The sequence below is a fragment of the Streptomyces hesseae genome, from assembly GCF_031845785.1.
Lineage (GTDB): Bacteria > Actinomycetota > Actinomycetes > Streptomycetales > Streptomycetaceae > Streptomyces > Streptomyces hesseae.
Window position 1 is genome coordinate 129,406 of record NZ_JAVRFI010000012.1, and the last position, 23,375, is coordinate 152,780.

The following is a 23,375-nucleotide window of genomic DNA, read 5'->3' on the forward strand; positions in this document are numbered from 1 at the left end:
GAACTTCGGCCAACCCGCCCGCCCGGTTCGTATCCGGAACTCGCATCCGGTTACGCTCAGGACATGCATGCCTGGCCCGCTTCTGAGGTTCCCGCCCTGCCTGGCAGTGGCCGCGACCTCCGGATCCACGACACCGCGACCGGCGCGCGGGTGACCCTCGCTCCCGGTCCCGTCGCCCGTATCTACGTGTGCGGCATCACGCCGTACGACGCCACCCACATGGGGCACGCGGCGACCTACAACGCGTTCGACCTCGTGCAGCGCGTGTGGCTCGACACCAAGCGGCAGGTGCACTACGTCCAGAACGTCACCGACGTGGACGACCCGCTGCTGGAGCGGGCCGTGCGCGACGGCGAGGACTGGACCGCCCTCGCCGAGCGCGAGACCGCGCTCTTCCGCGAGGACATGACCGCCCTGCGGATGCTCCCGCCGCGCCACTACGTGGGCGCCGTCGAGTCGATACCCAAGATCGTCCCGCTGGTGGAGCGACTGCGCGACGCCGGTGCCGCCTATGAGCTCGAGGGCGACATCTACTTCTCCGTCGCGGCCGACCCCGCCTTCGGCGGCGTCTCCCACCTCGACGCCGAGGCGATGCGCCTGCTGTCCGCCGAGCGCGGCGGCGACCCGGACCGCCCGGGCAAGAAGAACCCCCTCGACCCGATGCTGTGGATGGCCGCCCGCCCGGGCGAGCCCAGCTGGGACGGCGCCTCGCTCGGCCCCGGACGGCCCGGCTGGCACATCGAGTGCGTCGCCATCGCCCTGGAGCACCTGGGCATGGGCTTCGACGTCCAGGGCGGCGGCTCCGACCTGATCTTCCCGCACCACGAGATGGGCGCCTCGCACGCCCAGGCCCTCACCGGCGAACACCCCTTCGCCAAGGCGTACGTCCACGCCGGCATGGTGGCCCTCGACGGCGCGAAGATGTCGAAGTCCAAGGGCAACCTGGTCTTCGTCTCCGCGCTCCGCCGCGACGGCGTCGACCCGGCCGCCATCCGCCTCTCCCTGCTCGCCCACCACTACCGCGCCGACTGGGAGTGGACGGACGCCGTCCTGACCGAGGCCGTGGAGCGCCTGGACCGCTGGCGCGCCGCCGTCTCGCGCCCGGACGGCCCCTCCGCCGACGCGCTGGTGGCGGAGATCCGCGAGGCCCTCTCCGACGACCTCGACTCCCCGGCCGCCCTGGCCGCCGTCGACCGCTGGGCCGCCGCCCAGGCCGCCGACGGCGGTACGGACGAGGGGGCTCCGGGCCTGGTCTCCCGCGCGGTCGACGCGCTGCTGGGCGTGGCGCTCTGACGGGCTGATTCCGACCGACCGTTCTCAAGGGGCGCTCCGCGGTGACGCGGGGCGCCCCTTCGTACGTAAAGTCCACGGGTGCGATGCGCGAGTCCATGGTGACGCGGGTGACGGGTGCGTTAAGCACGCGTCCATGGAGCAGCGAAGGAAAGCGCGAACACGTCCACGAACACATCTGAGAGCGGCGGTGGCGGGCGCCCTCCTGGGCCTGGCGGCGGCCATGGCCGGGCCGGTGGGGACCGTACAGGCGGCCCCCACTGCTTCGGGCGAACGGACCGTCGGAAACGTCACGGGCTTCTCGACCGCCGGCCCCGTCTTCCACTTCCGCGCGGGCGAGGCCGCGGCCCGGGTGAGCTTCGTGGCGGCCGACACCTTCCGCATCGAGCTGGCGCCCGACGGCACCTTCACCGACCCGGCCGGCAAGGACATCGTCCAGCGGCAGGGCCCGCCCCCGGTGACCCGCTGGCGGGACCGGGGCGACCGCTACGAGCTGAGCACGTCGGCGGTCACCCTGCGCGCGTACAAGAAGCCCTTGCGCTTCGCCCTGCACCGCGCCGACGGCAGCCGCCTGTGGGCCGAGACCAAGGGCATCACCTGGACGGACGACACCACCACCCAGAGCCTCGCCCGCGGCGCCGACGAGCAGTTCTACGGCGCCGGAATGCAGAACGGGCGCGGCAGCACCTCGCACCGGGGAAAGACCGTCGAGGTGGGTGTCGACTACAACTGGAACGACGGAGGCCACCCGAACTCCGTCCCGTTCTACCTCTCCTCGGCGGGCTACGGCGTCTACCGCAACACCTACGCCCCCGGTACGTACTCCTTCACCGAACCGGTGACCACGAGCGAGAAGGAACGCCGCTTCGACGCGTACTACTTCGCGGGGAATTCCCCGAAGTCCGTCATCGGCCAGTACACCCGCCTCACCGGCCGTCCCTTCCTGCCGCCGCTGTACGGCCTGGAGATCGGTGACTCGGACTGCTATCTGCACAACAAGAACCGCGGTGAACGGCGCACGCTGGACGCCCTGAAAGTCGCCGACGGATATGTCGACAACGACATGCCGCTCGGCTGGATGCTCGTCAACGACGGCTACGGCTGCGGCTACGAGAATCTGGCCGACGCCAACAAGGGCCTCGGCGACCGCCGGATGAAAATGGGCCTGTGGACCGAGGACGGCCTGGGGAAACTCGCCGACCAGGTGAAGGCCGGCCAGCGCGTGGCCAAACTCGACGTCGCCTGGGTCGGCGACGGCTACAAATTCGCCCTCGACGGCTGCAAGGACGCCTACAAGGGCATCGAGGACAACAGCGACGCCCGCGGCTTCACCTGGGCCCCCGAGAGCTGGTCCGGCGCCCAGCGCTGCGGAGTGCAGTGGTCCGGCGACCAGAAGGGCTCCTGGGACTACATCCGCTGGCAGATCCCGACCTACGCGGGCGCCACGATGTCCGGACTCGCCTACACCACGGGCGACGTCGACGGCATCTTCGGCGGCAGCCCCCGCACATACGTCCGCGACCTCCAGTGGAAGGCGTTCCTGCCCGCCGTGATGACGATGGACGGCTGGGCGCCGAGCGACAAACAGCCCTGGCGGTACGGCGATCCGTACACCTCCATCAACCGCAAATACCTCAAGCTGAAGGAATCCCTGCTGCCGTACATGTACTCCTACGCGGCGGAGGCGACCCGCACGGGCGTCGGCCCGGTGCGCCCGCTGGCGCTGGAATACCCGGACGACCCGAAGGCGGCGTCGGACGCGGCGAAATACGAATTCCTGACGGGCGAATACTTCCTGGTGGCGCCGGTCTACGAGGACACGGACGTCCGCGACGGCATCTACCTCCCCAAGGGAAAGTGGACCGACTACTGGACCGGCCGCGTCCACGAAGGCCCGACGACGCTGAACGGCTACCGCGCCCCGCTGGACACTCTCCCGCTCTTCGTGAAGGCGGGCGCGAACATCCCGATGTGGCCCGGCATCCGCTCCGCCGAGGACCGCACGGCGGATTCCCCTGTGGCCTGGGACGTCTACCCGCAGGGCACGTCCTCCTTCACGCTCTACGAGGACGACGGCGCCACCCGCGCCCACCGCACGGGCGCCTACGCGGAACAGAAACTGACGGTCCGCGCCCCGGATTCCGGCGTGGCGGGTGACATCACCCTGTCCCTGGACGCGTCCCGAGGCGACTTCCGTGGCAAGCAGACGGCCCGGCCGTACGACTTCACGGTCCACACGGGCACGGCGCCGCACGGTGTTTCGCTGGACGGGCGGGAGCTGCCGCGACTGGATTCGAAGGCGGCCTTCGAGGCGGCGGAGACGGGCTGGTGGTACGACGCCGGGGACCGGGGCGGCGTGGCGCGGGTGAAGACGGGGACGCGGCCGACGGATCGTTCCTTCAGGCTGGTGCTGACGACTCCCGCCGACCCGGGCGGAGCCGCTGGGAGCTAGACCTGCCGGGGGCGCGGCCCCCCCGGTACGCCGGGGATGGCCGCGCCATCGGTTTCCTCAAGGGCGCGGATGGGGGAGCGGGGGCGTTCCGCTGTCACATGGCAGTAGCGCCCTCGATCGCGGCGAGGAGGCGCTCGGCGGGGGTGAGGGCGGGGCGCTCCCGGGGGAGGACCCATACGCGACCGCCCACGCACCTGCCGGGCGGCGGGGTGAGGAGTGCCCAGTCGGTGGGGTAGACGACGACGCCGTCCGTTCCGGCGAACCGGTAGCGCGTGCCGAGCGGTAGCAGCCACCACATGGCGCGTTCGGTGTCGCCCATGAGGTACGGGCCGAGGGGACGGGCGTCGGCGTCGGCCTTGAGGCGGGACACGACCGCCGTGGCGAGGGTGAAGTTCAGGCGCACCGCGTCCCACCGCCGCCCGGTCATCAGCGGGGCCGTGCCGCCGATCTCCCAGAGCCGGATGGTGGCCTCGGGGTCCGTCGCGGCCTCGGCGAGCCAGGGGATGGTGGACGCGTGCACGTGGTGCTCCTTCGGTTCGTCGGCGGGCGGTGACCGAAGGCGACCGTAGGCCGGGCCGGCGTGAGGAGGGGGCACGGTTCGTGCCCCCTCGTCCGGCGTGCGGCTAAGCGGCCAGCAAACCGATCTTCACGGCCAGTCGCGCCGCTCGCTTGCGGCGGGCGGGGCTCTTCGACTCGGACTGTTCGAGGACGATCGTCCGGGCGTGGCCGTTGTAGCGGATGGTCTCCGGCGCGGTCTCGAACGCCTTGTCCAGCGTGGCGAGCGCGGCCTCGTACTGCCCGTCGAGCCGGTAGCCGCGGGCCTCCTCGATCCGGTGCCGGGCCCGCCGGGGCCGTGAGGGGATGGCCACGGCGTCCGCGGCCGCCGCCTGCCGTACGGACTCGCCGCCCGCGTGGAGCTCGACCGCCACGGTCACGGCGTGCGCGCCCATGACGGCGCGGGAGAAGGACGTGACCGGGTGGTAGTAGCCGGAGGGGAGACGGTCGGCCACGGCACGGGCGGTGTCCCAGTGGCGCCACGCCGTTCCGCTGTCGCCGCGCCGGGCGGCGGTGTGGCCGGCCTCGAAGCGCAGGGCGCCGGTGATGGCGAGGACGTCGTCCGGGGCGTCGGGCAGCAGGGTCTCCAGGAAGCGCAGCGTCTCTATGGTGACGGTGTCGGCGGCGTCGAAGTGCGCGGGACCGGAGTCGCGGTGCGCCTGCGCCGCCAGCCACGCCGCGACACCGATGACATGCGGGTCCTCGGACTCCTGCGCGGCGACCATGGTGCGTTCGGCGACGCGCCAGAGGAGAGCGGCGTCGGGCTGGTAGGCCAGGAAGAACTGGCCGAGGCCGTACACCTCGGCGAGCGCCGACTGCGCCGCCCGCCGGTCGGCGGCCCGGTCGGCCTGGCGGACGGCGAGCTGGGCATCGCGGATCAGGCCGGGCAGCAGCGCGCCGACGACATCGCGGTGGTTGGGCGAGGAGTGACGTGCCCGCCACGCACCGGACAGCCGTGACCGCAGCTCCGCCGTCGGGGGAGCCTGTTCGGCCGTGTCGCACGGGAAGGCGTTGACGGCGTCCCGTACGGCGGGCAGCCGCGCGTGGCCGGGCCCGACGAAGAGGTCCACGCGTGTGCCCTGATCGCCGGTGAGCTCGGAGAGCTCGCGCACGCGCAGCACTTCGGCGATGCGCAGGATCGCGTCGAGCCTCGGCGTTTTGAGCCGCCCGCACTCGACGGCCTTCACCCACGAGGGCGACCTGCCGAGCAGCCCGGCGAGCACCGTCCGGGTCATTCCTCTGCGGGTGCGGAGCAGTTGCAGCCGCTGGCCGAAGGCCAGCGGATCGGTGTACGGCGCGTCTCTGGCATCAGATGGCACGGTCCCGCCCCTCTCCGAACGGTTCGTCATGAGCAGAGTATGGGGAAGAGCCGGATGAGCGTTCCGCTGCGGATCCTCTACGGGGACGGAGAGTGGGAACCGCACCCGCCCGGCACGGGGGAGACGCGCCACGGGCGGCGGCCCCCGGCCGGAGGCCGGGTGAAATCGTGCGCCGTGCGGCGACCTGTCCAAGAATGGGCATCAGGGGGCCCGTGATCGTGCTCGCGAGGAGAGCCTCATGCCCCGTGTCCTGGACGGCAAGACCGCCATCGTGACCGGTGGGTCCGCGAATCTCGGGGCGCGGTTCGCCGCCGCGCTCGCCGAGGACGGCGCCAACGTCATGGTGCACTACAACAGCGACTCCAAACGGGACCAGGCCGAGGACGTGGCCCGGAAGCTCACCGGGCACGGGGTGAAGGCGGCCACCCGGCAGGGGGATCTCACCCGGGTCGAGGAGGTGACGGGGCTCGTCGACGCGACGATCGACACGTTCGGGCAGTGGGACATCCTCGTCAACACCGCCGGGATGATCGTCCGCAAGCCCATCGCGGAGTTCACCGAGGACGAGTGGGAGCGGATGTTCGCGATCAACGCGAAGATCCCGTTCTTCCTGATGAAGGAGGCGGCCACGAAGATGGCCGACCACGGCCGCGTCCTCAACCTCATCACGACGATCGTCGGCGTCACCGCCCCCACCTACGGCGGCTACGCCGGCAGCAAGAGCCCCGTCGAGCACTACACCAAGTCGCTCGCGAAGGAGATCGGCGGGCGCGGGATCACCGTCAACTGCGTGGCGCCCGGGCCGCTCAAGACCAGTTTCTTCTATCCGGCGGAGACCGACGAGAACATCGCCTGGCTGAAGAGCATGAGCGTCAACGGCGACATCGGCGACCCCGACGACGTCGTACCCGTCGTCCGGTTCCTGGTCTCGCCCGAGGCCAAATGGGTGACGGCGCAGACCCTCTTCGTCAACGGAGGGCTGGTCGGGACGGCCAGTTGACCCGATGCCGACCTGATACGCAAGCCAACTCTTGCTTGGTTGAGCAAACACGCGCTACCTTTTGCTCATGCGAGCAAGAAACAGTGCGGCCAAGCAGGAGACGGAGGGTGCGTCCCGGACGTTCACCGAGGCGGCCCGGCGGGCCCAGATCGTGGAGGCCGCCATCGAGGTCATCGCCGAAGTGGGCTACGCCAAGGCGACGTTCACCCGGATCGCCAAGCGGGCGGGGCTGAGCAGCACGGGGATGATCTCGTACCACTTCGCCGGCAAGGACGACCTCATGCGGGAGGTCGTCGCCGAGGTGTTCCGGGTGGCGGACGGGTACATGGTCCCGAGGATCGAGGCGCAGACGACGGCCGCCGGGCGGCTCCGCGCCTTCATCGAGTCGAACATCGAGCTCCTCGGCGAGTTCCCGAAGCATCTCCCCGCCGTGGTCGAGGTGCTGGGGAACGTCCGGGGCGAGGATTCCACGATGCGGGAGTTCTGTGCCGCGATGGACTCGCTCGTGGACACGCACACCCACTTGATCCATGAGGCCCAGAAGACCGGCGAATTCGGGGAGTTCGACCCGCGCGTGATGGCCCTCGCGATTCGCGGGGCCATCGATGGTGTGGTGAGCCGCGCCGCCAAGGACCCGGACTTCGACGCCGTCGCCTGCGGCCGTGAGCTCGCCGACCTGTTCGAGCGCGCCACAAGGAATGACAAACGGGGGGAATGATGGGAACACAGGAGCAGATAGGCCGGTCCGTCGAGGGGACGTCTGGGACGTCGGAGGCGACGGAGACGCGGACGCAGGCGCAGAAGACCGCCGCCCTCCGCAAACTCATCGTCCTCCAGCTCGTCTTCGAGCTCGCCCTGCCCCTCGGCGGCTACTACGGGCTGCGCGCCGCCGGCGTGAGCCAGTGGGCGGCGCTGGCGATCGGCAGCATCCTGGCCGCGCCGTGGCTCGTGCACGGGATGGTCAAGCGCCGCCGGGTGGAGGTCATGGCGGTCTTCACGCTGACGCTGATGGCCGTCGGCGCGCTGATGTCGGTGGTGACCGGCGATCCGCGCACGCTGCTCGTCCGGGACAGCTGGCTCGCCGCCCTCGCCGGGTTCTGGGTGCTCGGAACGCTCCTGACCCGGCGGCCGTTCATGATGACGATGGCCCAGACGATCGTGGCGGCGAAGGTCGGCGAGGCCGGTTGGCGCGAGTGGGAGGCCCGCTGGGGGACGGAGCCCGCCTTCCGCCGCGCCATCCGGGTGCTCACCGCCGTCTGGGGGGCCGTGCTCACCCTGGACGCGGGGGTCCGCGTCGTGCTGGCCCTCACCGCGCCGGTCGACCTGGTGCCGACGCTGAGCACCGTCCAGTGGCTGGTGGTCCTGGCCGGGCTGCTCGTCTTCCACAACCGGTACATCACCCGGCACGGGCTGAAGGCCTAGGGGGAAACGTGAATACGGGGGAGAAGAACATGGATACGGACGTCATCGTCGTCGGCGCCGGGCCCACCGGTCTGACCGTCGCCAACGAACTGGGCCTCGCCGGCGTCCGCGCCGTCGTCCTGGAACGGCTGCCCGAGCGCACCGGACAGTCCAAGGCGCTCAACCTCCAGCCCAGGACCGCCGAGATGCTGGACATGCGCGGCTGGCTGGACCCCGTCCTCGACCGGGCCGTCACCACCCTGCCCGGCGGCCACTTCGCCGGGATGCCCCTGGACTACACGACTCTGGGCACCGCCTTCCCGTACCAGGTGGGCATCCCGCAGGCCCGGGTCGAGGAGTTCCTGGAAGCGCACCTCGCCACGTACGGCATCCCCGTACTGCGCGGCCACGAGCTCGCCGGGTTCACCCAGGACGCCGACGGCGTCACCGCGACCGTCACCGGGCCGGACGGGAGCGAGCGGCGGCTGCGCGCCGCGTACCTCGTCGGCGCGGACGGCGGCCGCAGCCGGGTCCGCAAGGAGCTCGGCGTGGGCTTCCCCGGCCGGGACGGCCGCTACTCCCTGGTCGTCGCCGACGTGGTGCTCGCCGAGGACAGCGCGCTCCCCACCGACTGGAGGCTGCCGAACCCCGACGAGCACGACGACGACGTGTTCCTGATCCCGCTCGGCGACGGCGTCCACCGCTTCCTCTTCGCGGGCCCGGAGCAGCAGAAGCACGACCGGGACGACCCGGTCCCCGACGACGAGGTCCGGGCGGCGCTGGCGACCGCGAAGCGCTTCCGGCCCCAACTCCTCGAGGTGCGCTGGGCGTCGCGGTTCACCGACGCCGCCCGGCAGGCCGAGCGCTATGTCACCGGCCGGGTCATGCTGGCCGGCGACGCCGCGCACGTCCACCTCCCGGCGGGCGGCCAGGGCATGAACCTGGGCGTGCAGGACGCCTTCAACCTCGGCTGGAAGCTCGCCGCGGTCGTCCAGGGCCGGATGCCCGAACGGCTCCTGGACACCTACCACTCCGAACGGCACCCCGTGGGCGCGGGCGTCCTGGCGAACACCCGGGCCCAGGGCGTCCTGATGATGCCGGACGACGACGTGCGCGCCCTGCGCGGCATCCTCGGCGACGTCCTCGCGATGCCCGAGGCGAACCGGCGGATCGCCGGAATGATCTCCGGCATCGACATCCGCTACGACATGCCGGACGCGCCCGGGCACCCGCTGCTGGGCGCGCGGCTGCCCGTCCGTCTGGCGGCGGGGCGAGGTGCCCTGCTCGGGCCCGACGGCGGGACGGCGCGGGGGTGGGCCGGGCGCGTCGACGCGGGGCCGGCGCCCGAGGGAGTCGACGGCGCCGAGGCGGCGCTGGTCCGGCCGGACGGGCACGTGTGCTGGGCGGGCCCGGCGGGCGGCGACGGCGGCGAATCGCTCCGCGCGGCGCTCACCCGCTGGTTCGGCCCGGGGGAGTGAGCTACTTGAGGAACGACACCTCGGGGTAGGCCGCCGACGGCCGCTCCAGCAGCGGGCTCGGCATGCCGCGCAGGTGACGGTCGAAGAAGGCGTTCATGTACGCCCGCGTGAGGGCCGTCGACCGGTCCGCCTTCAGGGTGCCGAAGGAACCGGGAACGGCCTCCGGCGGGACGGTCGACGGCATGCCGAAGCGCTCCACCAGCCAAGGGGCGTCCGTGAAGGTGAGGTGGCCGCCCTGGCCGACGTCGAGCCAGCGCTTCCAGCCGGTCAGGTGCCGCCAGGTCCGCTCCCAGTCGTCCCGGTTCTCCGTGTCGCCGGCCCGCTGGGCGCCCAGCAGCAGGACCGGGCGCTTCAGGTCGGTGGACGGCTCGGTGAAGAAGTTGCCGTCCATGTTCACCGCGGCCTTCACCCGCCGGTCGGTGCGCGCGACCTCCACGGCGCTCGCCCCGCCGATCGAGTGACCGGCCACGCCGATGCGGTCACGGTCGACGCGCAGCGGGCTGCCGGGGGCCGTCAGACGGTCGAGGACGAAGGAGATGTCCTTGGCGCGGTTGGATATCACGGCACCCGCGTCCGGCTTCCCGCACAGCAGGCAGTCCTCGATACGGCCGTCGGGGAACTGCACCGGGGCCTCGTACGTGTGGTCGACCGCGGCCACGGCGTACCCGCGCGAGGCCAAGTCCTCGCCCAGCGCGGTGAGTGTGAAGCGGCTCATTCCGAAGCCGGGGGACAGCACGACGAGCGGCCGCGCCTTCGGGGCGAGCGGCGCGTTGAGGGTCGCATGGGTCCGTACAGCGGCGGCGGCCTCGCTGCCGAGGACCTTCTTCGACAACTCCTTCGAAACGTAGGGGGCCTTGGGCCCGGCAGAAGGCAGCGCCGGGTACCACAGCGACACCATGAGCTCACGGTGACCCGCGGCCGGATTCCACGGGTCGGGGCGCGAAGCGTCCACCAGGTGAAGCGTCTTCGTACCGATCGGCGCGCGCGTCGCCGGTGCGGGGACCTCGCCGGCGGGGGCGGAGGCGGGACGGGACGCCGCGACGGCGGCGGACGGTATCTGCGGTACGGCGACGGCGGTGAGCAGCGCGGCCGCCAGGAGCGACCTGCGTGTAGTGATCATCGACATGATCGTCACGTTAGGCAGGTGCGGCCGCTCCCGGCGTCCTCCCCAGGTCTGAGAGGCTCCCCCTACCGCGCGTTGCTGTGCTCACCCGGGGGCAACCCCCGGACCCCCGGCCCCTCCACCGCGCTACCGCGCGTTGAAGTACTTCGCCTCCGGGTGGTGGATGACGATCGCGTCCGTCGACTGCTCCGGGTGCAGCTGGAACTCCTCCGACAGGTGCACCCCGATCCGCTCCGGCTCCAGCAGGGCCGCGATCTTCGCGCGGTCCTCCAGGTCGGGGCACGCCCCGTAGCCCAGGGAGAAGCGGGCGCCCCGGTACTTCAGGTCGAACATGCCCTCCACGTCGTCCGGGTCCTCGCCCCCGAAGCCCAGCTCCGCCCGGACGCGCGCGTGCCAGTACTCGGCCAGGGCCTCCGCCAGCTGCACCGACAGACCGTGGAGCTCCAGGTAGTCGCGGTAGGAGTCCGACGCGAAGAGCTCCGCCGTCGCCTCGCCGATCCGCGAACCGACCGTGACGACCTGGAGGCCGACCACGTCCCGCTCGCCGCTCTCCTCCGGGCGGAAGTAGTCCGCCAGGCACAGGCGCCGGCCGCGGCGCTGGCGCGGGAAGGTGAAGCGGGTGCGCTCGGTGCCGTCCTCGTGGAGGAGGATGAGGTCGTCGCCCTTGCTCACGCACGGGAAGTAGCCGTGGACGACGGCCGCCTCCAGCAGGTTCTCCGTGTGGAGCTTGTCCAGCCAGCCGCGCAGCCGGGGGCGGCCCTCGGTCTCCACCAGCTCCTCGTAGGTCGGGCCGCCCGTGCGGGCCTGCTTCAGGCCCCACTGGCCCTTGAAGAGCGCGCCCTCGTCCAGCCAGGACGCGTAGTCCTTCAGCGGGATGCCCTTGATGACGCGCGTGCCCCAGAACGGCGGCTCGGGGATGCGGTTGTCCACCGCCACGTCCGAGCGGACGGTGCCCTCGGGCTCCTTCACCTCCGCCACGGCCCCCGCGGCGCCAGCCGCTGATGTCACAGTCCGCTTCGGTACGCGCCGCTGCTTGAGATCCGGCAGCGTCGCGCCCGGCACCCCGCGCTTGACGGCGATGAGCGCGTCCATCAGGCGCAGGCCCTCGAAGGCGTCCCGGGCGTAGCGGACCTCGCCCTCGTAGATCTCGTGGAGGTCCTGCTCGACGTACGCGCGGGTGAGCGCGGCCCCGCCGAGGATCACCGGGTAGCTGGCCGCCAGCTTGCGCTGGTTGAGCTCCTCCAGGTTCTCCTTCATGATCACGGTGGATTTCACCAGCAGGCCGGACATGCCGATGACGTCGGCGCGGTGCTCCTCGGCGGCCTCGACGATGGCCGAGACCGGCTGCTTGATGCCCAGGTTGACGACGTTGTAGCCGTTGTTGGACAGGATGATGTCGACGAGGTTCTTGCCGATGTCGTGGACGTCGCCGCGCACCGTGGCCAGGACGATCGTGCCCTTGCCCTCGGAGTCGGACTTCTCCATGTGCGGTTCGAGGTGGGCCACCGCCGCCTTCATCACCTCGGCCGACTGGAGTACGAACGGCAGCTGCATCTGGCCGGAGCCGAAGAGCTCGCCGACGACCTTCATGCCGGCCAGCAGCGTCTCGTTGACGATGTCGAGGGCGTTGCGGGTCCCCAGGGCCTCGTCGAGGTCGGCCTCCAGGCCGTTCTTCTCGCCGTCGATGATGCGCCGCTGGAGCCGCTCCTCCAGTGGCAGGGCGGCCAGCTCCTCGGCCTTGCCCGCCTTGAGGGACTTGGCGGTGGCGCCCTCGAACAGCGCCATCAGCTTCTGCAGCGGGTCGTAGCCCTCGGCGCGCCGGTCGTAAATCAGGTCGAGGGCGGTGGTGACCTGCTCGTCGTCGAAGCGGGCGATGGGCAGGATCTTGCTCGCGTGGACGATCGCCGAGTCCAGGCCCGCCTTCACGCACTCGTCCAGGAAGACGGAGTTGAGCAGGATGCGGGCGGCCGGGTTGAGGCCGAAGGAGATGTTCGACAGGCCGAGCGTGGTTTGTACGGCCGGGTGGCGGCGCTTGAGCTCGCGGATGGCCTCGATGGTGGCGATGCCGTCCTTGCGGGACTCCTCCTGGCCGGTGCAGATGGTGAAGGTCAGGCAGTCGATGAGGATGTCGTCCTCGAGGATGCCCCAGTTGCCGGTGAGGTCGGCGATGAGCCGCTGGGCGATCTCGACCTTCTTCTCGACGGTCCGGGCCTGGCCCTCCTCGTCGATGGTGAGCGCGATGAGGGCGGCTCCGTGGTCCCGTGCGAGCCGGGTGACCTTGGCGAAGCGGGACTCGGGGCCGTCGCCGTCCTCGTAGTTGACGGAGTTGATCACCGCGCGGCCGCCGAGCTTCTCCAGGCCCGCCTCGATGACGTCGACCTCGGTGGAGTCCAGCACGACCGGCAGGGTGGAGGCGGTGGCGAAGCGGCCGGCCAGCTCCATCATGTCGGCGACGCCGTCGCGGCCGACGTAGTCCACGCACAGGTCGAGCATGTGCGCGCCCTCGCGGATCTGCTCGCGGGCCATCTCCACGCAGTCGTCCCAGCGGCCGTCCAGCATGGCCTCGCGGAACTTCTTGGAGCCGTTGGCGTTGGTGCGCTCGCCGATGGCCAGGTACGAGGTGTCCTGACGGAAGGGGACCGTCTGGTAGAGGGACGCGGCACCGGGCTCGGGCCGGGGGCTGCGCTCGGGAGGCGTGACACCGCGGACGCGTTCGACGACCTGGCGCAGGTGCTCGGGGGTGGTGCCGCAGCAGCCGCCGACGAGCGACAGGCCGTAGTCGCGGACGAAGTTCTCCTGGGCGTCGGCCAGGCCCTCCGGGCCGAGCGGGAAGTGGGCGCCGTCCTTGGTGAGGATCGGCAGGCCCGCGTTCGGCATGCACAGCAGCGGGATGCGGGAGTGGCGGGTGAGATAGCGCAGGTGCTCGCTCATCTCGGCGGGGCCGGTCGAGCAGTTCAGGCCGATCATGTCGATGCCGAGCGGCTCCAGCGCGGTCAGCGCGGCGCCGATCTCGGAGCCGAGGAGCATGGTGCCGGTCGTCTCGAAGGCCATCGAGCACAGCAGCGGCACGTCGAGGCCGGTGGCCGCCATGGCGCGCCGGGCGCCCAGGACCGAGGCCTTCGTCTGCAGCAGGTCCTGGGTGGTCTCGACGATCAGGGCGTCGGCGCCGCCGGCGAGCAGGCCCTCCGCGTTGGCCTGGAAGCCGTCGCGGAGCGTGGTGTAGCCGATGTGGCCGAGGGTGGGCAGCTTGGTGCCGGGGCCGATCGAGCCCAGTACCCAGCGCGGCCGGCCGTCGTCGGCGGCGAACCCGTCCGCCACCTCGCGGGCGATGCGGGCGCCGGCCTCGGACAGTTCGTGGACGCGGTCCGCGACGTCGTACTCGGCCATGGCCGTGTGGTTGGCGCCGAAGGTGTTGGTCTCCACGCAGTCCACGCCGACGGCGAAGTACGCCTCGTGCACCGAGCGCACGATGTCCGGTCGGGTGACGTTGAGGATCTCGTTGCAGCCTTCGAGCTGCTGGAAGTCCTCGAGGCTGGGGTCCTGCGCCTGGAGCATCGTTCCCATCGCCCCGTCGGCCACCACCACGCGGGTGGCGAGGGCCTCGCGCAGTTGCGCGATTCGGGCGGAACGGACGGTCGATGGCGTAAGCGAGGCCATGGATGTGCTCCCGGGTGTGCGACGGCTGTCGGCTTTGCGCCCTCGCTGAAGAGGGCGCACGCCGCAAGCGTAGCCGTCGGGGGGCCGGGAGGCCGAGGGGCGTCCACGGTCTGGACCATCCGGTGGACCGGCGGCCCGATCCGGGTCCTGCGGCCGGATTCGGCCGTACGAGCCCTTTCGGTGATCATGGTCTGGCCTGCTGTCGGGTATCCCCTGGTCGGCATCGGCCGATAGTGTTCAGCATTGCCGAACGGATACAAACGGATACAGCCGGGCGGCGCGGGTGTGTAAGGAGGGTGCTCGATGGCACGGACCATCCAGTCACTGGAGCGGGCGGCGGCGATGCTGCGGTTGCTCGCGGGCGGTGAGCGACGGCTCGGCCTGTCCGACGTGGCCTCCGCGCTGGGCCTGGCGAAGGGCACCGCCCACGGCATCCTGCGCACCCTCCAGCAGGAGGGGTTCGTCGAGCAGGACCCCGCCTCGGGGCGCTACCAGCTCGGCGCCGAGCTGCTGCGGCTGGGCAACAGCTACCTGGACGTCCACGAACTGCGGGCCCGCGCCCTGGTCTGGGCGGACGACCTGGCCCGCTCCAGCGGCGAGAGCGTCTATCTCGGCGTGCTCCACCAGCAGGGCGTCCTGATCATCCACCATGTCTTCCGGCCCGACGACAGCCGCCAGGTACTGGAGGTCGGCGCGATGCAGCCGCTGCACAGCACGGCGCTGGGCAAGGTGCTGTGCGCCTACGACCCGGTGGCGCACGCCGAGGTCGCCGACGCCGAGCGCCAGGCGTTCACCCCGCGGACGGTGACGGCCATGCCCGATCTGGAGGGCGTGCTGGACCTGACCCGGGCGCGCGGCTGGGCGTCGGACGTCGAGGAGACCTGGGCGGGCGTGGCCTCGCTCGCGGCCCCCATCCACGACCGGCGCCGGATGCCGGTCGGCGCGGTGGGCATCATGGGCGCCGTCGAGCGCGTCTGCGAGGCGGGCGAGCTCCAGGCCCGGCTGGTCGCGGCGGTGCGCGACTGCGCCCGCGCCGTCTCCCGCGATCTCGGCGCCGGCCGCTTCTGAGGATCGCTTTTCCGAAAGGGCCGCACCCGCGTTCGCGGCCCTGGGAAAACGGTCCGTCCGGTTCGCAAAAGCGTTTGGGAAGCGGCTCTTCGGAGCCGCTGAGACCGGGTCGTTACCGGTCGGTATCCGAACGTAAATTTACGGCCAGTTGGCCGAGAGTTTCCGGTCACAGAACCCTTGACGTGCCCTTAACCGTGCAGAAAACTGCCGTGCATCGGTCGGCATTGTCGAACACCTACCGACAATATTCGCTATGGTGTGCAGTGCCATGGGACCGATCGCCGCCCTCACGGAGGGCTCGGACCGCCGGAAACCCGCGGTTCGTCTTCCCCTGGACGAAGGACAAAGGAGTCGCGGGTGTCCAGCTCCGACATCTTCACCGGTGAGTTCATCGGTACCGCAGTGCTGATTCTGCTCGGCGGCGGCGTATGCGCCGCCGTCACTCTGAAGCGTTCCAAGGCGCAGAACGCCGGCTGGCTGGCCATCACGTTCGGCTGGGGCTTCGCCGTACTGGCCGGCGCCTACATCGGCGCCAAGTCCGGTGCGCACCTCAACCCGGCCGTCACCCTCGGCCTCGCCTTCGACGGCGCGGTCGACTGGAGCGACGTACCGCTGTACATCGGCTCCCAGCTGCTGGGCGCGATGACCGGTGCCACGCTGGTGTGGCTCGCCTACTACGGCCAGTTCCAGGCGCACCTGACCGACCCGGAGATCGTCAAGTCCCTCAACCCCCACGAGGGCATGGTCGACCAGACCGCCGAGCCGCAGGCCGGCCCGGTGCTGGGCATCTTCTCCACCGGTCCCGAGGTCCGCAACGCGGTGCAGAACCTGCTGACCGAGATCATCGCCACGATGGTGCTGGTGCTGTTCATCCTGACCATGGGCCTGACCAAGGGCCTGGCCGTCAGCGGCACGGGCACCCTGATGGTGGCCCTGGTCGTCGTCGGCATCGGTCTCTCGCTCGGTGGCCCGACCGGCTACGCCATCAACCCCGCCCGCGACCTCGGCCCGCGCATCGTGCACGCGCTGCTCCCGCTGCCCAACAAGGGCGGCTCGGACTGGAGCTACGCCTGGGTCCCGGTGGTCGGCCCGATCATCGGCGCCGCCCTCGCCGCGGGCATCCACAAGATCGCGTTCTGAGCAGCACTCGCCGAGACCCTTCCGACTTCAGGAGCACACCCCCAATGACCGAGACCACCGGCACCCACGCCCAGGGTCCCTTCATCGCCGCGATCGACCAGGGCACCACCTCGTCCCGCTGCATCGTCTTCGACCGCGACGGACGCATCGTCTCCGTCGACCAGAAGGAGCACGAGCAGATCTTCCCCAAGCCGGGCTGGGTCGAGCACGACGCCAAGGAGATCTGGACCAACGTCCAGGAGGTCGTCGCGGGCGCCGTCGAGAAGGCGGGCATCACCGCCGCCGACGTCAAGGCCATCGGCATCACCAACCAGCGTGAGACCACGCTGCTGTGGGACAAGAACACCGGTGAGCCGGTCTACAACGCCATCGTCTGGCAGGACACCCGCACCGACGCCCTCTGCAAGGAGCTCGGCCGCAACGTCGGCCAGGACCGCTTCCGCCGTGAGACGGGCCTCCCGCTGGCCTCCTACTTCTCCGGCCCCAAGGTCCGCTGGCTGCTGGACAACGTCGAGGGCCTGCGCGAGCGCGCCGAGCGCGGCGAGATCCTCTTCGGCACCATGGACTCCTGGGTCATCTGGAACCTCACCGGCGGTGCCGAGGGCGGTGTCCACGTCACGGACGTCACCAACGCCTCCCGCACCATGCTGATGAACCTCCGCAAGCTGGAGTGGGACGAGCGCATCCTCGCCTCCATGGAGATCCCGGCCGCCGTGCTGCCGGAGATCCGCTCCTCCGCCGAGGTCTACGGCACCGCCAAGGGCGGCGCCCTCGCCGGCGTCCCCGTCGCCTCCGCGCTCGGCGACCAGCAGGCGGCCCTCTTCGGCCAGACCTGCTTCGAGCAGGGCGAGGCCAAGTCCACCTACGGCACCGGCACCTTCATGCTGATGAACACCGGTGACGAGCCCGTCCAGTCCTACAACGGCCTGCTGACCACCGTCGGCTACCGCATCGGCGAGCAGAAGCCGGTCTACGCCCTCGAGGGCTCCATCGCCGTCACCGGCTCCCTCGTGCAGTGGATGCGCGACCAGATGGGCCTCATCAAGAGCGCGGCCGAGATCGAGACGCTCGCCAGCTCCGTCGAGGACAACGGCGGCGCCTACTTCGTGCCGGCCTTCTCCGGCCTGTTCGCCCCCTACTGGCGCTCCGACGCGCGCGGTGTCATCGCGGGCCTGACCCGCTACGTCACCAAGGCGCACATCGCCCGCGCCGTGCTCGAGGCCACCGCCTGGCAGACCCGCGAGATCACCGACGCCATGACCAAGGACTCCGGCGTCGAGCTGACCGCGCTCAAGGTCGACGGCGGCATGACCTCCAACAACTTGCTGATGCAGACGCTCTCGGACTTCCTGGACGCCCCTGTGGTGCGCCCGATGGTCGCCGAGACCACCTGCCTCGGCGCGGCCTACGCCGCCGGCCTGGCCGTCGGTTTCTGGCCGGACACCGACGCACTGCGCGCCAACTGGCGCCGGGCCGCCGAGTGGACCCCCCGCATGGACGCGGACACGCGTGACCGCGAGTACAAGAGCTGGCTCAAGGCCGTCGAGCGGACCATGGGCTGGATCGAGGACGAGGAGTAATCATGACAACCCCGCAGAGCGTTCCGACCCTGGGAACGCACCCGGCTGCCGGTGCCAACCCGGGCCGAGCCGAGACCCGGGAGAGACTGTCCAAGGCGACATACGACCTCCTGGTGATCGGTGGCGGCATCCTGGGCACCTCGGTGGCCTGGCACGCCGCGCAGTCCGGACTGCGGGTCGCGATGGTGGACGCCGGTGACTTCGCCGGCGCCACCTCCTCCGCGTCCTCCAAGCTCGTCCACGGCGGTCTGCGCTACCTCCAGACCGGCGCGGTCAAGCTCGTCGCGGAGAACCACCACGAGCGCCGGGTGCTGGCCAAGGACGTGGCCCCGCACCTGGTCAACCCGCTCACCTTCTACCTGCCCGTCTACAAGGGCGGCCCGGTGGGCGCGGCCAAGCTCGGCGCCGGTGTGTTCGCCTACTCGGCGCTGTCCGCCTTCGGCGACGGCGTCGGCAAGGTCATCACCCCGGCCAAGGCCAAGGCCGACAACCCCGGTCTGCGCACGGACAACCTCAAGGCCGTGGCGGTCTACTACGACCACCAGATGAACGACTCCCGGGTCGCCGTCATGACGGTCCGCGCGGCCGTCGAGTCCGGCGCGGTCGTCCTCAACCACGCCGAGGTCACCGGCCTGCGCTTCACCCACGGCAAGGTGACCGGCGCGGAGCTCAAGGACCGTGTCGACGGCACGGAGTTCGGCATCGACGCGCGCGTCGTCCTCAACGCCACCGGCCCGTGGGTGGACCACCTGCGGAAGCTGGAAGACAAGGGCGCCGCGCCGTCGATCCGCCTCTCCAAGGGCGCGCACATCGTGATGAAGCGCAAGTCGCCGTGGAAGGCCGCCATGGCCACCCCGATCGACAAGTACCGCATCACCTTCGCCCTGCCGTGGGAGGACCAGCTGCTGCTGGGCACCACCGACACCCAGTACGAGGGCGACCCGGCGGACGTGCGCGCCACCGAGGAGGACATCCAGCAGATCCTCGACGAGGCCGCGTTCTCCATCCAGGACGCCGACCTCGACCGCGACCTGATGACGTACGCCTTCGCCGGTCTGCGCGTGCTGCCCGGCGGCCCGGGCGACGTGTCCCAGGCCAAGCGCGAGACGGTCGTCTCCGAGGGCAAGGGCGGCATGCTCTCCGTCGCCGGCGGCAAGTGGACCACCTACCGCCACATCGGCCGTACGGTCATGGCCAAGCTGGCCAAGGTCCCGGGCAGCCCGCTGACCGAGGACATGGAGCCCGTCTCCAGCCTGGTCCGCCGCACCCCGCTGCCGGGTGTCGCCAACCCCAACGCGGTCGCCCACCGCCTGCTCGTGGACCGCGAGCCCGGCAGCCGCATGGACCCGCTGACCGCCCGTCACCTCGCCACCCACTACGGCTCGCTGTCCTTCGACATCGCCCGCCTGGTCAACGAGAACCCCGAGCTCGGCGAGCGGATCCACGAGGACGGCCCGGAGATCTGGGCGCAGGTCGTCTACGCCCGCGACCACGAGTGGGCCGAGACGGTCGACGACGTGCTGCGCCGCCGCACCACCCTGACCATCCGCGGCCTGGACAACGAGGACGTCCGCGCCAAGGTCAAGGACATGCTGGGCGACAAGCGCTGACGCGAACACACCCCGGAACGGGGAGCGGTGCCCGGCACCGCTCCCCGTTCCCGCGTTTCCCCGTTTCCGTACGTATGCGCGACGCATGCGCGGAAACGGGCAACCGCCGCCCGCCCCCGGACGTCCCCAGGAGGGAAGAGGGGGACGAACACCATGAACAGGGCAGCGATGGAACAGGCCGTTCCGGCCACGAAGAAGACCACCGCGCGACGCGGGCCGCGATGGCGCCGCGTCGCCGTGCGGGTGGCGCTGGGGCTGGCCCTGCTCGTCCTCGTACCGGTCGTCGCGGCCGGCAGCGCGCTGCGCGCCTCGTACGCCGGGGCGCCCGCCGACGACGCCGTCACCCGGGGCAAGGACGCCCTCTGGCTCGGCCACGCCTGGATCGACGGCCGCAAGGGCGACGCCGACCTCGCCGGGCTCCGCCGCAAGGTCGCCGGGACCGGCATCCGCGACCTGTACGTCCACGCCGGACCGCTGGAGCACGACGGCACCCTGCCCGCCTCGGCGTACCGCAACGCAGGCTGGCTGCTGAACGCCGTCCACCGGGAACTGCCCGGCGTCCGGGTCCAGGCGTGGCTGGGGAACAAGCTGGTCCGCCAGGGCGAGGGCGGCGGCCTGTGGCTGGGCTCGCCGGCCGCACGCGACGCCGTCGTCGCCAGCGCCCGGCAGGTGATGCGGGCCGGATTCCAGGGCGTCCACCTGGACGTCGAACCCGTGCGCACCGGCGACCGCGACTTCCTCACCCTGCTGGACTCCCTGCGCCCGGCGGTGCGTTCGGAGGGCGGACCGCTGTCCGTCGCCGCCCAGCAGATCGACCCGCTGCCCTCCATGCACTCCGCGTCGGGCGCGTTCGGCAGCCCCAAGTGGTGGACACAGAGCTATTTCGGCAACGTCGCCCGCCGGGTCGACCAGATCGCCGTCATGTCCTACGACACCGCGCTGCCCTGGGAGAACCTCTACGGCGGCTATGTCGCCCAGCAGACCAGGCTCGCCCTCCAGGCCACCCCGGCCGGCACGGACCTGCTGATGGGCGTGCCCTTCTACCACACGGACAACCTGGGCCATCAGAGCCGGGCCGAGACCGCCGCGGCCGCAGTGCGCGGCGCCCGGCTGGGGCTCGGCCGCGAGGACCACCGCCGGCGGAACTTCGGGCTGGCGCTGTACGTGGACTTCGCGGCCACCGACGCCGACTGGCACGCCTACCGGGCCGGATGGGGAGCACGTGGCTGAAAGTCCCTCCCCCTTGGGGGCTGCGAAGGGGGGCCGCCGAAGTCGTAGGCTTGGGGCACACGCAAGACGAACGCAACTGCACGGAACGGCAACCGGCGGTGGCACGGGCGGCGCCCGTGGGCCCCGGTCGGAAGGAGGCGCTGGGTGATCGAGCTTGAGGGGGTTCCCGAGCTGATCGACCCGGTCATGATCTGTGCCTTCGAGGGCTGGAACGACGCCGGTGACGCCGCATCCAGTGCGGTGGCGCACCTGGACCGGGAGTGGAAGGGCGAGGTCTTCGCGGCGCTCGACGCCGAGGACTACTACGACTTCCAGGTCAACCGGCCCACGATCTGGCTGGACGGGGGCATCCGTAAGATCACCTGGCCGACCACGCGGCTGTCCGTGGTGCGCGCCTCCGGTGGCGCCCCGCGCGATCTCGTGCTGGTGCGCGGCATCGAGCCGAGCATGCGCTGGCGGTCCTTCTGCAACGAGATCCTGGGCTTCGCCCACGAGCTGGGCGTGGAGATGGTGGTGATCCTGGGCTCGCTGCTCGGCGACACCCCGCACACCCGGCCGGTACCGGTCAGCGGGGTCACCTCCGACCCGGACCTGGCCCGCACCCTGGATCTGGAGGAGTCCCGCTACGAGGGCCCGACCGGGATCGTCGGCGTCCTCCAGGAGGCGTGCGCCCACGCGGGCGTCCCCGCGGTCAGCCTCTGGGCGGCCGTGCCGCACTACGTCTCCCAGCCGCCCAACCCCAAGGCCACCCTGGCGCTCCTCAACCGCCTGGAGGACCTGATCGCCCTGCGGGTGCCGCAGGGCGAGCTGCCGGAGGACGCCCGCGCCTGGCAGCTGGGCGTCGACCAGCTGGCGGCCGAGGACAGCGAGGTCGCCGAGTACGTCCAGTCCCTGGAGGAGGCGCGGGACACCGCCGAACTGCCGGAGGCCTCCGGAGAGGCCATCGCCCGGGAGTTCGAGCGCTATCTGCGCCGCCGCGACGGCCAGCCGGGGCCCGGCCAGGTGGGCGGGGTCGCGGCCGAGCCGGGGCTCACCGAGGGCGGCCGGGACGCCTCGTACCTCCGGGACACCGCCAGCGGCCGGACCCGGCCGCCGCGCCCCTCGGCCAAGGACCCGGCCAAGGACTCGGCCAAGGACGAGGAGGGCGGGGCCGCCGGGGCCCCCGAGGAGGGCACCGACGGTGCGGAGGGCGACGGCTGAGGCCCAGGGCCCCGGCGGGGCGCACCGCCCGTTCCCGGGCCCGTGAGGCCCGGCCGACGAAGGAATTCGCGGGTTATTGACGCGACGCGCCGTAATGATCCGCCGTACACTTGTCTGCCCGGTGAAGGCCGGTTCGCCACCCGAGGAGGGTGGGGGGCCGGCCTTCTCGTCCCCCAGGAGGTGTGCGGATGACCAGCAGCGTTCCCGCGGTCGACACGCGCTCGGCGCCATCGGCCCTGCAGGCGGTCCTGCTCGACATGGACGGCACGCTGGTCGACACCGAGGGCTTCTGGTGGGAGGTGGAGTCGGCGGTCTTCGCCGAGCTCGGCCACCAGTTGCTGGAGGAGTGGCGCGAGGTGGTCGTCGGCGGCCCGATGACGCGCAGCGCCTCCTTCCTGATCAAGGCGACGGGCGCGAAGATCGCCCTCGCCGAGCTCAGCGCGCTGCTGAACACGCGCTTCGCCCAGATGATCGGGCAGGGCGTGCCGCTGATGCCGGGCGCCCGGCGGCTGCTCGCCGAGCTGGCCGCCCACCGGGTGCCGACGGCCCTGGTCTCGGCCTCCCACCGGGAGATCATCGACCGGGTGCTCCACAGCCTGGGCCCGGAGCACTTCACCCTGACCGTCGCCGGCGACGAGCTGGCGCGCACCAAGCCGCACCCGGACCCGTATCTGCTGGCCGCCGCGCGGCTGGGGGCCGAGCCGGCGCGCTGCGCGGTGGTGGAGGACACCATGACGGGCGTGACCGCCGCCGAGGCGGCGGGCTGCCGGGTGGTGGCGGTGCCCTCGGTGGCATCGATCCCGGCCGCCGCGGGCCGTACGGTCGTGGGCTCCCTGGAAGAAGTGGATCTCTCTTTTCTGCGCGGTTTGATCACGGTCTGAACGCGGATCGTTCAAGGCCCGTTCGCGGGTGAAGAAACTCTGGGCGCTTGAACGATTGTTTTCCGTGACGAATACGCTGGCCGAATTCACCCGGCTGCCGAAGTCGATCCGGAAGTGACGTTGGTCACCGGACTGAGCCCCTCCGAGGGGTTCCGCATGCCCTCGGAAGGGCCTCTGTGCGAGCTGAAGCGCACCCTTGTGTCCGGATTGATCATCCCGTGCCGGAATCGTTCCGGCGTCCGGATATCGGACATCCGTCTCTCGTTATCACGGTGTGATATCGCATCGACTTCATCGTGTTCCGGCGGCAGTGGCCATCCGCACTAATCTCTTCGCGAGAACTTCACGGCTGCCCGTATGACCGCCCATCCGGTATCGGTAGGGTCCGGGC

Annotated in this window: 17 protein-coding genes; 13 read left to right on the forward strand and 4 right to left on the reverse strand. The window is 71.3% G+C overall.

Annotated elements, in window-relative coordinates:
- Positions 1-63: 63 nt before the first annotated feature.
- Both mshC and RM609_RS19700 read left to right on the forward strand, forming a co-directional pair.
- The gene (gene mshC, locus RM609_RS19695; protein WP_311612613.1) at positions 64-1,293 is read left to right on the forward strand and encodes a cysteine--1-D-myo-inosityl 2-amino-2-deoxy-alpha-D-glucopyranoside ligase; all 1,230 of its coding nucleotides are present in this window, start codon (positions 64-66) and stop codon (positions 1,291-1,293) included.
- Between the two features lie 133 nt (positions 1,294-1,426).
- The gene (locus tag RM609_RS19700; protein ID WP_438828484.1) at positions 1,427-3,742 is read left to right on the forward strand and encodes a glycoside hydrolase family 31 protein; all 2,316 of its coding nucleotides are present in this window, start codon (positions 1,427-1,429) and stop codon (positions 3,740-3,742) included.
- 94 nt (positions 3,743-3,836) lie between these two features.
- On the opposite strand, the gene RM609_RS19705 is transcribed toward RM609_RS19700, so the two are convergent.
- Complete coding sequence (locus RM609_RS19705; RefSeq protein WP_311612615.1) at positions 3,837-4,262, reverse strand: hypothetical protein; 426 nt, start codon at positions 4,260-4,262, stop codon at positions 3,837-3,839.
- A 103-nt stretch (positions 4,263-4,365) separates the two neighbouring features.
- On the reverse strand, positions 4,366-5,646 hold the full coding sequence (locus RM609_RS19710; protein WP_311612616.1) for a helix-turn-helix domain-containing protein: 1,281 nt from the start codon (positions 5,644-5,646) through the stop codon (positions 4,366-4,368).
- Between the two features lie 208 nt (positions 5,647-5,854).
- On the opposite strand from RM609_RS19710, the gene RM609_RS19715 reads away from it, so the two are divergent.
- From RM609_RS19715 to RM609_RS19730, 4 genes are all read left to right on the forward strand, one after another.
- Positions 5,855-6,616, forward strand: a complete 762-nt coding sequence (locus RM609_RS19715) for an SDR family oxidoreductase (protein ID WP_311612618.1) — start codon at positions 5,855-5,857, stop codon at positions 6,614-6,616.
- A gap of 67 nt (positions 6,617-6,683) precedes the next feature.
- Positions 6,684-7,334: a TetR/AcrR family transcriptional regulator gene (locus RM609_RS19720; protein ID WP_311612619.1), complete on the forward strand. Its 651-nt coding sequence runs from the start codon at positions 6,684-6,686 to the stop codon at positions 7,332-7,334.
- Positions 7,331-8,038 carry a VC0807 family protein gene (locus RM609_RS19725; protein ID WP_311612620.1) on the forward strand — a complete coding sequence of 236 codons (708 nt, stop codon included), beginning with the start codon at positions 7,331-7,333 and terminating at the stop codon, positions 8,036-8,038. The genes RM609_RS19720 and RM609_RS19725 overlap by 4 nt, the downstream gene beginning before the upstream one ends.
- Positions 8,039-8,067: 29 nt before the next feature.
- Positions 8,068-9,495, forward strand: coding sequence for an FAD-dependent monooxygenase (locus RM609_RS19730; protein ID WP_311612621.1), 1,428 nt, complete (start codon positions 8,068-8,070; stop codon positions 9,493-9,495).
- A 1-nt stretch (position 9,496) separates the two neighbouring features.
- On the opposite strand, the gene RM609_RS19735 is transcribed toward RM609_RS19730, so the two are convergent.
- Together RM609_RS19735 and metH are read right to left on the reverse strand one after the other, a co-directional pair.
- Positions 9,497-10,621 carry an alpha/beta hydrolase family protein gene (locus RM609_RS19735; RefSeq protein WP_311612623.1) on the reverse strand — a complete coding sequence of 375 codons (1,125 nt, stop codon included), beginning with the start codon at positions 10,619-10,621 and terminating at the stop codon, positions 9,497-9,499.
- A 123-nt stretch (positions 10,622-10,744) separates the two neighbouring features.
- The gene (gene metH, locus RM609_RS19740; protein ID WP_311612625.1) at positions 10,745-14,275 is read right to left on the reverse strand and encodes a methionine synthase; all 3,531 of its coding nucleotides are present in this window, start codon (positions 14,273-14,275) and stop codon (positions 10,745-10,747) included.
- Between the two features lie 303 nt (positions 14,276-14,578).
- On the opposite strand from metH, the gene RM609_RS19745 reads away from it, so the two are divergent.
- The 7 genes from RM609_RS19745 (at position 14,579) to RM609_RS19775 (ending at position 22,984) form a co-directional block, all read left to right on the forward strand.
- Positions 14,579-15,343: an IclR family transcriptional regulator gene (locus RM609_RS19745; RefSeq protein ID WP_311612627.1), complete on the forward strand. Its 765-nt coding sequence runs from the start codon at positions 14,579-14,581 to the stop codon at positions 15,341-15,343.
- A gap of 357 nt (positions 15,344-15,700) precedes the next feature.
- Positions 15,701-16,483 carry an MIP/aquaporin family protein gene (locus RM609_RS19750; protein ID WP_311612628.1) on the forward strand — a complete coding sequence of 261 codons (783 nt, stop codon included), beginning with the start codon at positions 15,701-15,703 and terminating at the stop codon, positions 16,481-16,483.
- A gap of 44 nt (positions 16,484-16,527) precedes the next feature.
- On the forward strand, positions 16,528-18,063 hold the full coding sequence (gene glpK / locus RM609_RS19755; protein WP_311612629.1) for a glycerol kinase GlpK: 1,536 nt from the start codon (positions 16,528-16,530) through the stop codon (positions 18,061-18,063).
- Between the two features lie 2 nt (positions 18,064-18,065).
- Positions 18,066-19,673 (forward strand): glycerol-3-phosphate dehydrogenase/oxidase, encoded by a 1,608-nt coding sequence (locus tag RM609_RS19760; protein WP_311612631.1) that lies wholly within the window; start codon positions 18,066-18,068, stop codon positions 19,671-19,673.
- A 153-nt stretch (positions 19,674-19,826) separates the two neighbouring features.
- Positions 19,827-20,903, forward strand: a complete 1,077-nt coding sequence (locus tag RM609_RS19765) for a glycosyl hydrolase family 18 protein (RefSeq protein ID WP_311612633.1) — start codon at positions 19,827-19,829, stop codon at positions 20,901-20,903.
- A gap of 144 nt (positions 20,904-21,047) precedes the next feature.
- The gene (locus RM609_RS19770; RefSeq protein WP_311612634.1) at positions 21,048-22,103 is read left to right on the forward strand and encodes a PAC2 family protein; all 1,056 of its coding nucleotides are present in this window, start codon (positions 21,048-21,050) and stop codon (positions 22,101-22,103) included.
- A 188-nt stretch (positions 22,104-22,291) separates the two neighbouring features.
- Positions 22,292-22,984 (forward strand): HAD family hydrolase, encoded by a 693-nt coding sequence (locus tag RM609_RS19775; RefSeq protein WP_311612636.1) that lies wholly within the window; start codon positions 22,292-22,294, stop codon positions 22,982-22,984.
- The last annotated feature ends 391 nt before the right edge of the window (positions 22,985-23,375 follow it).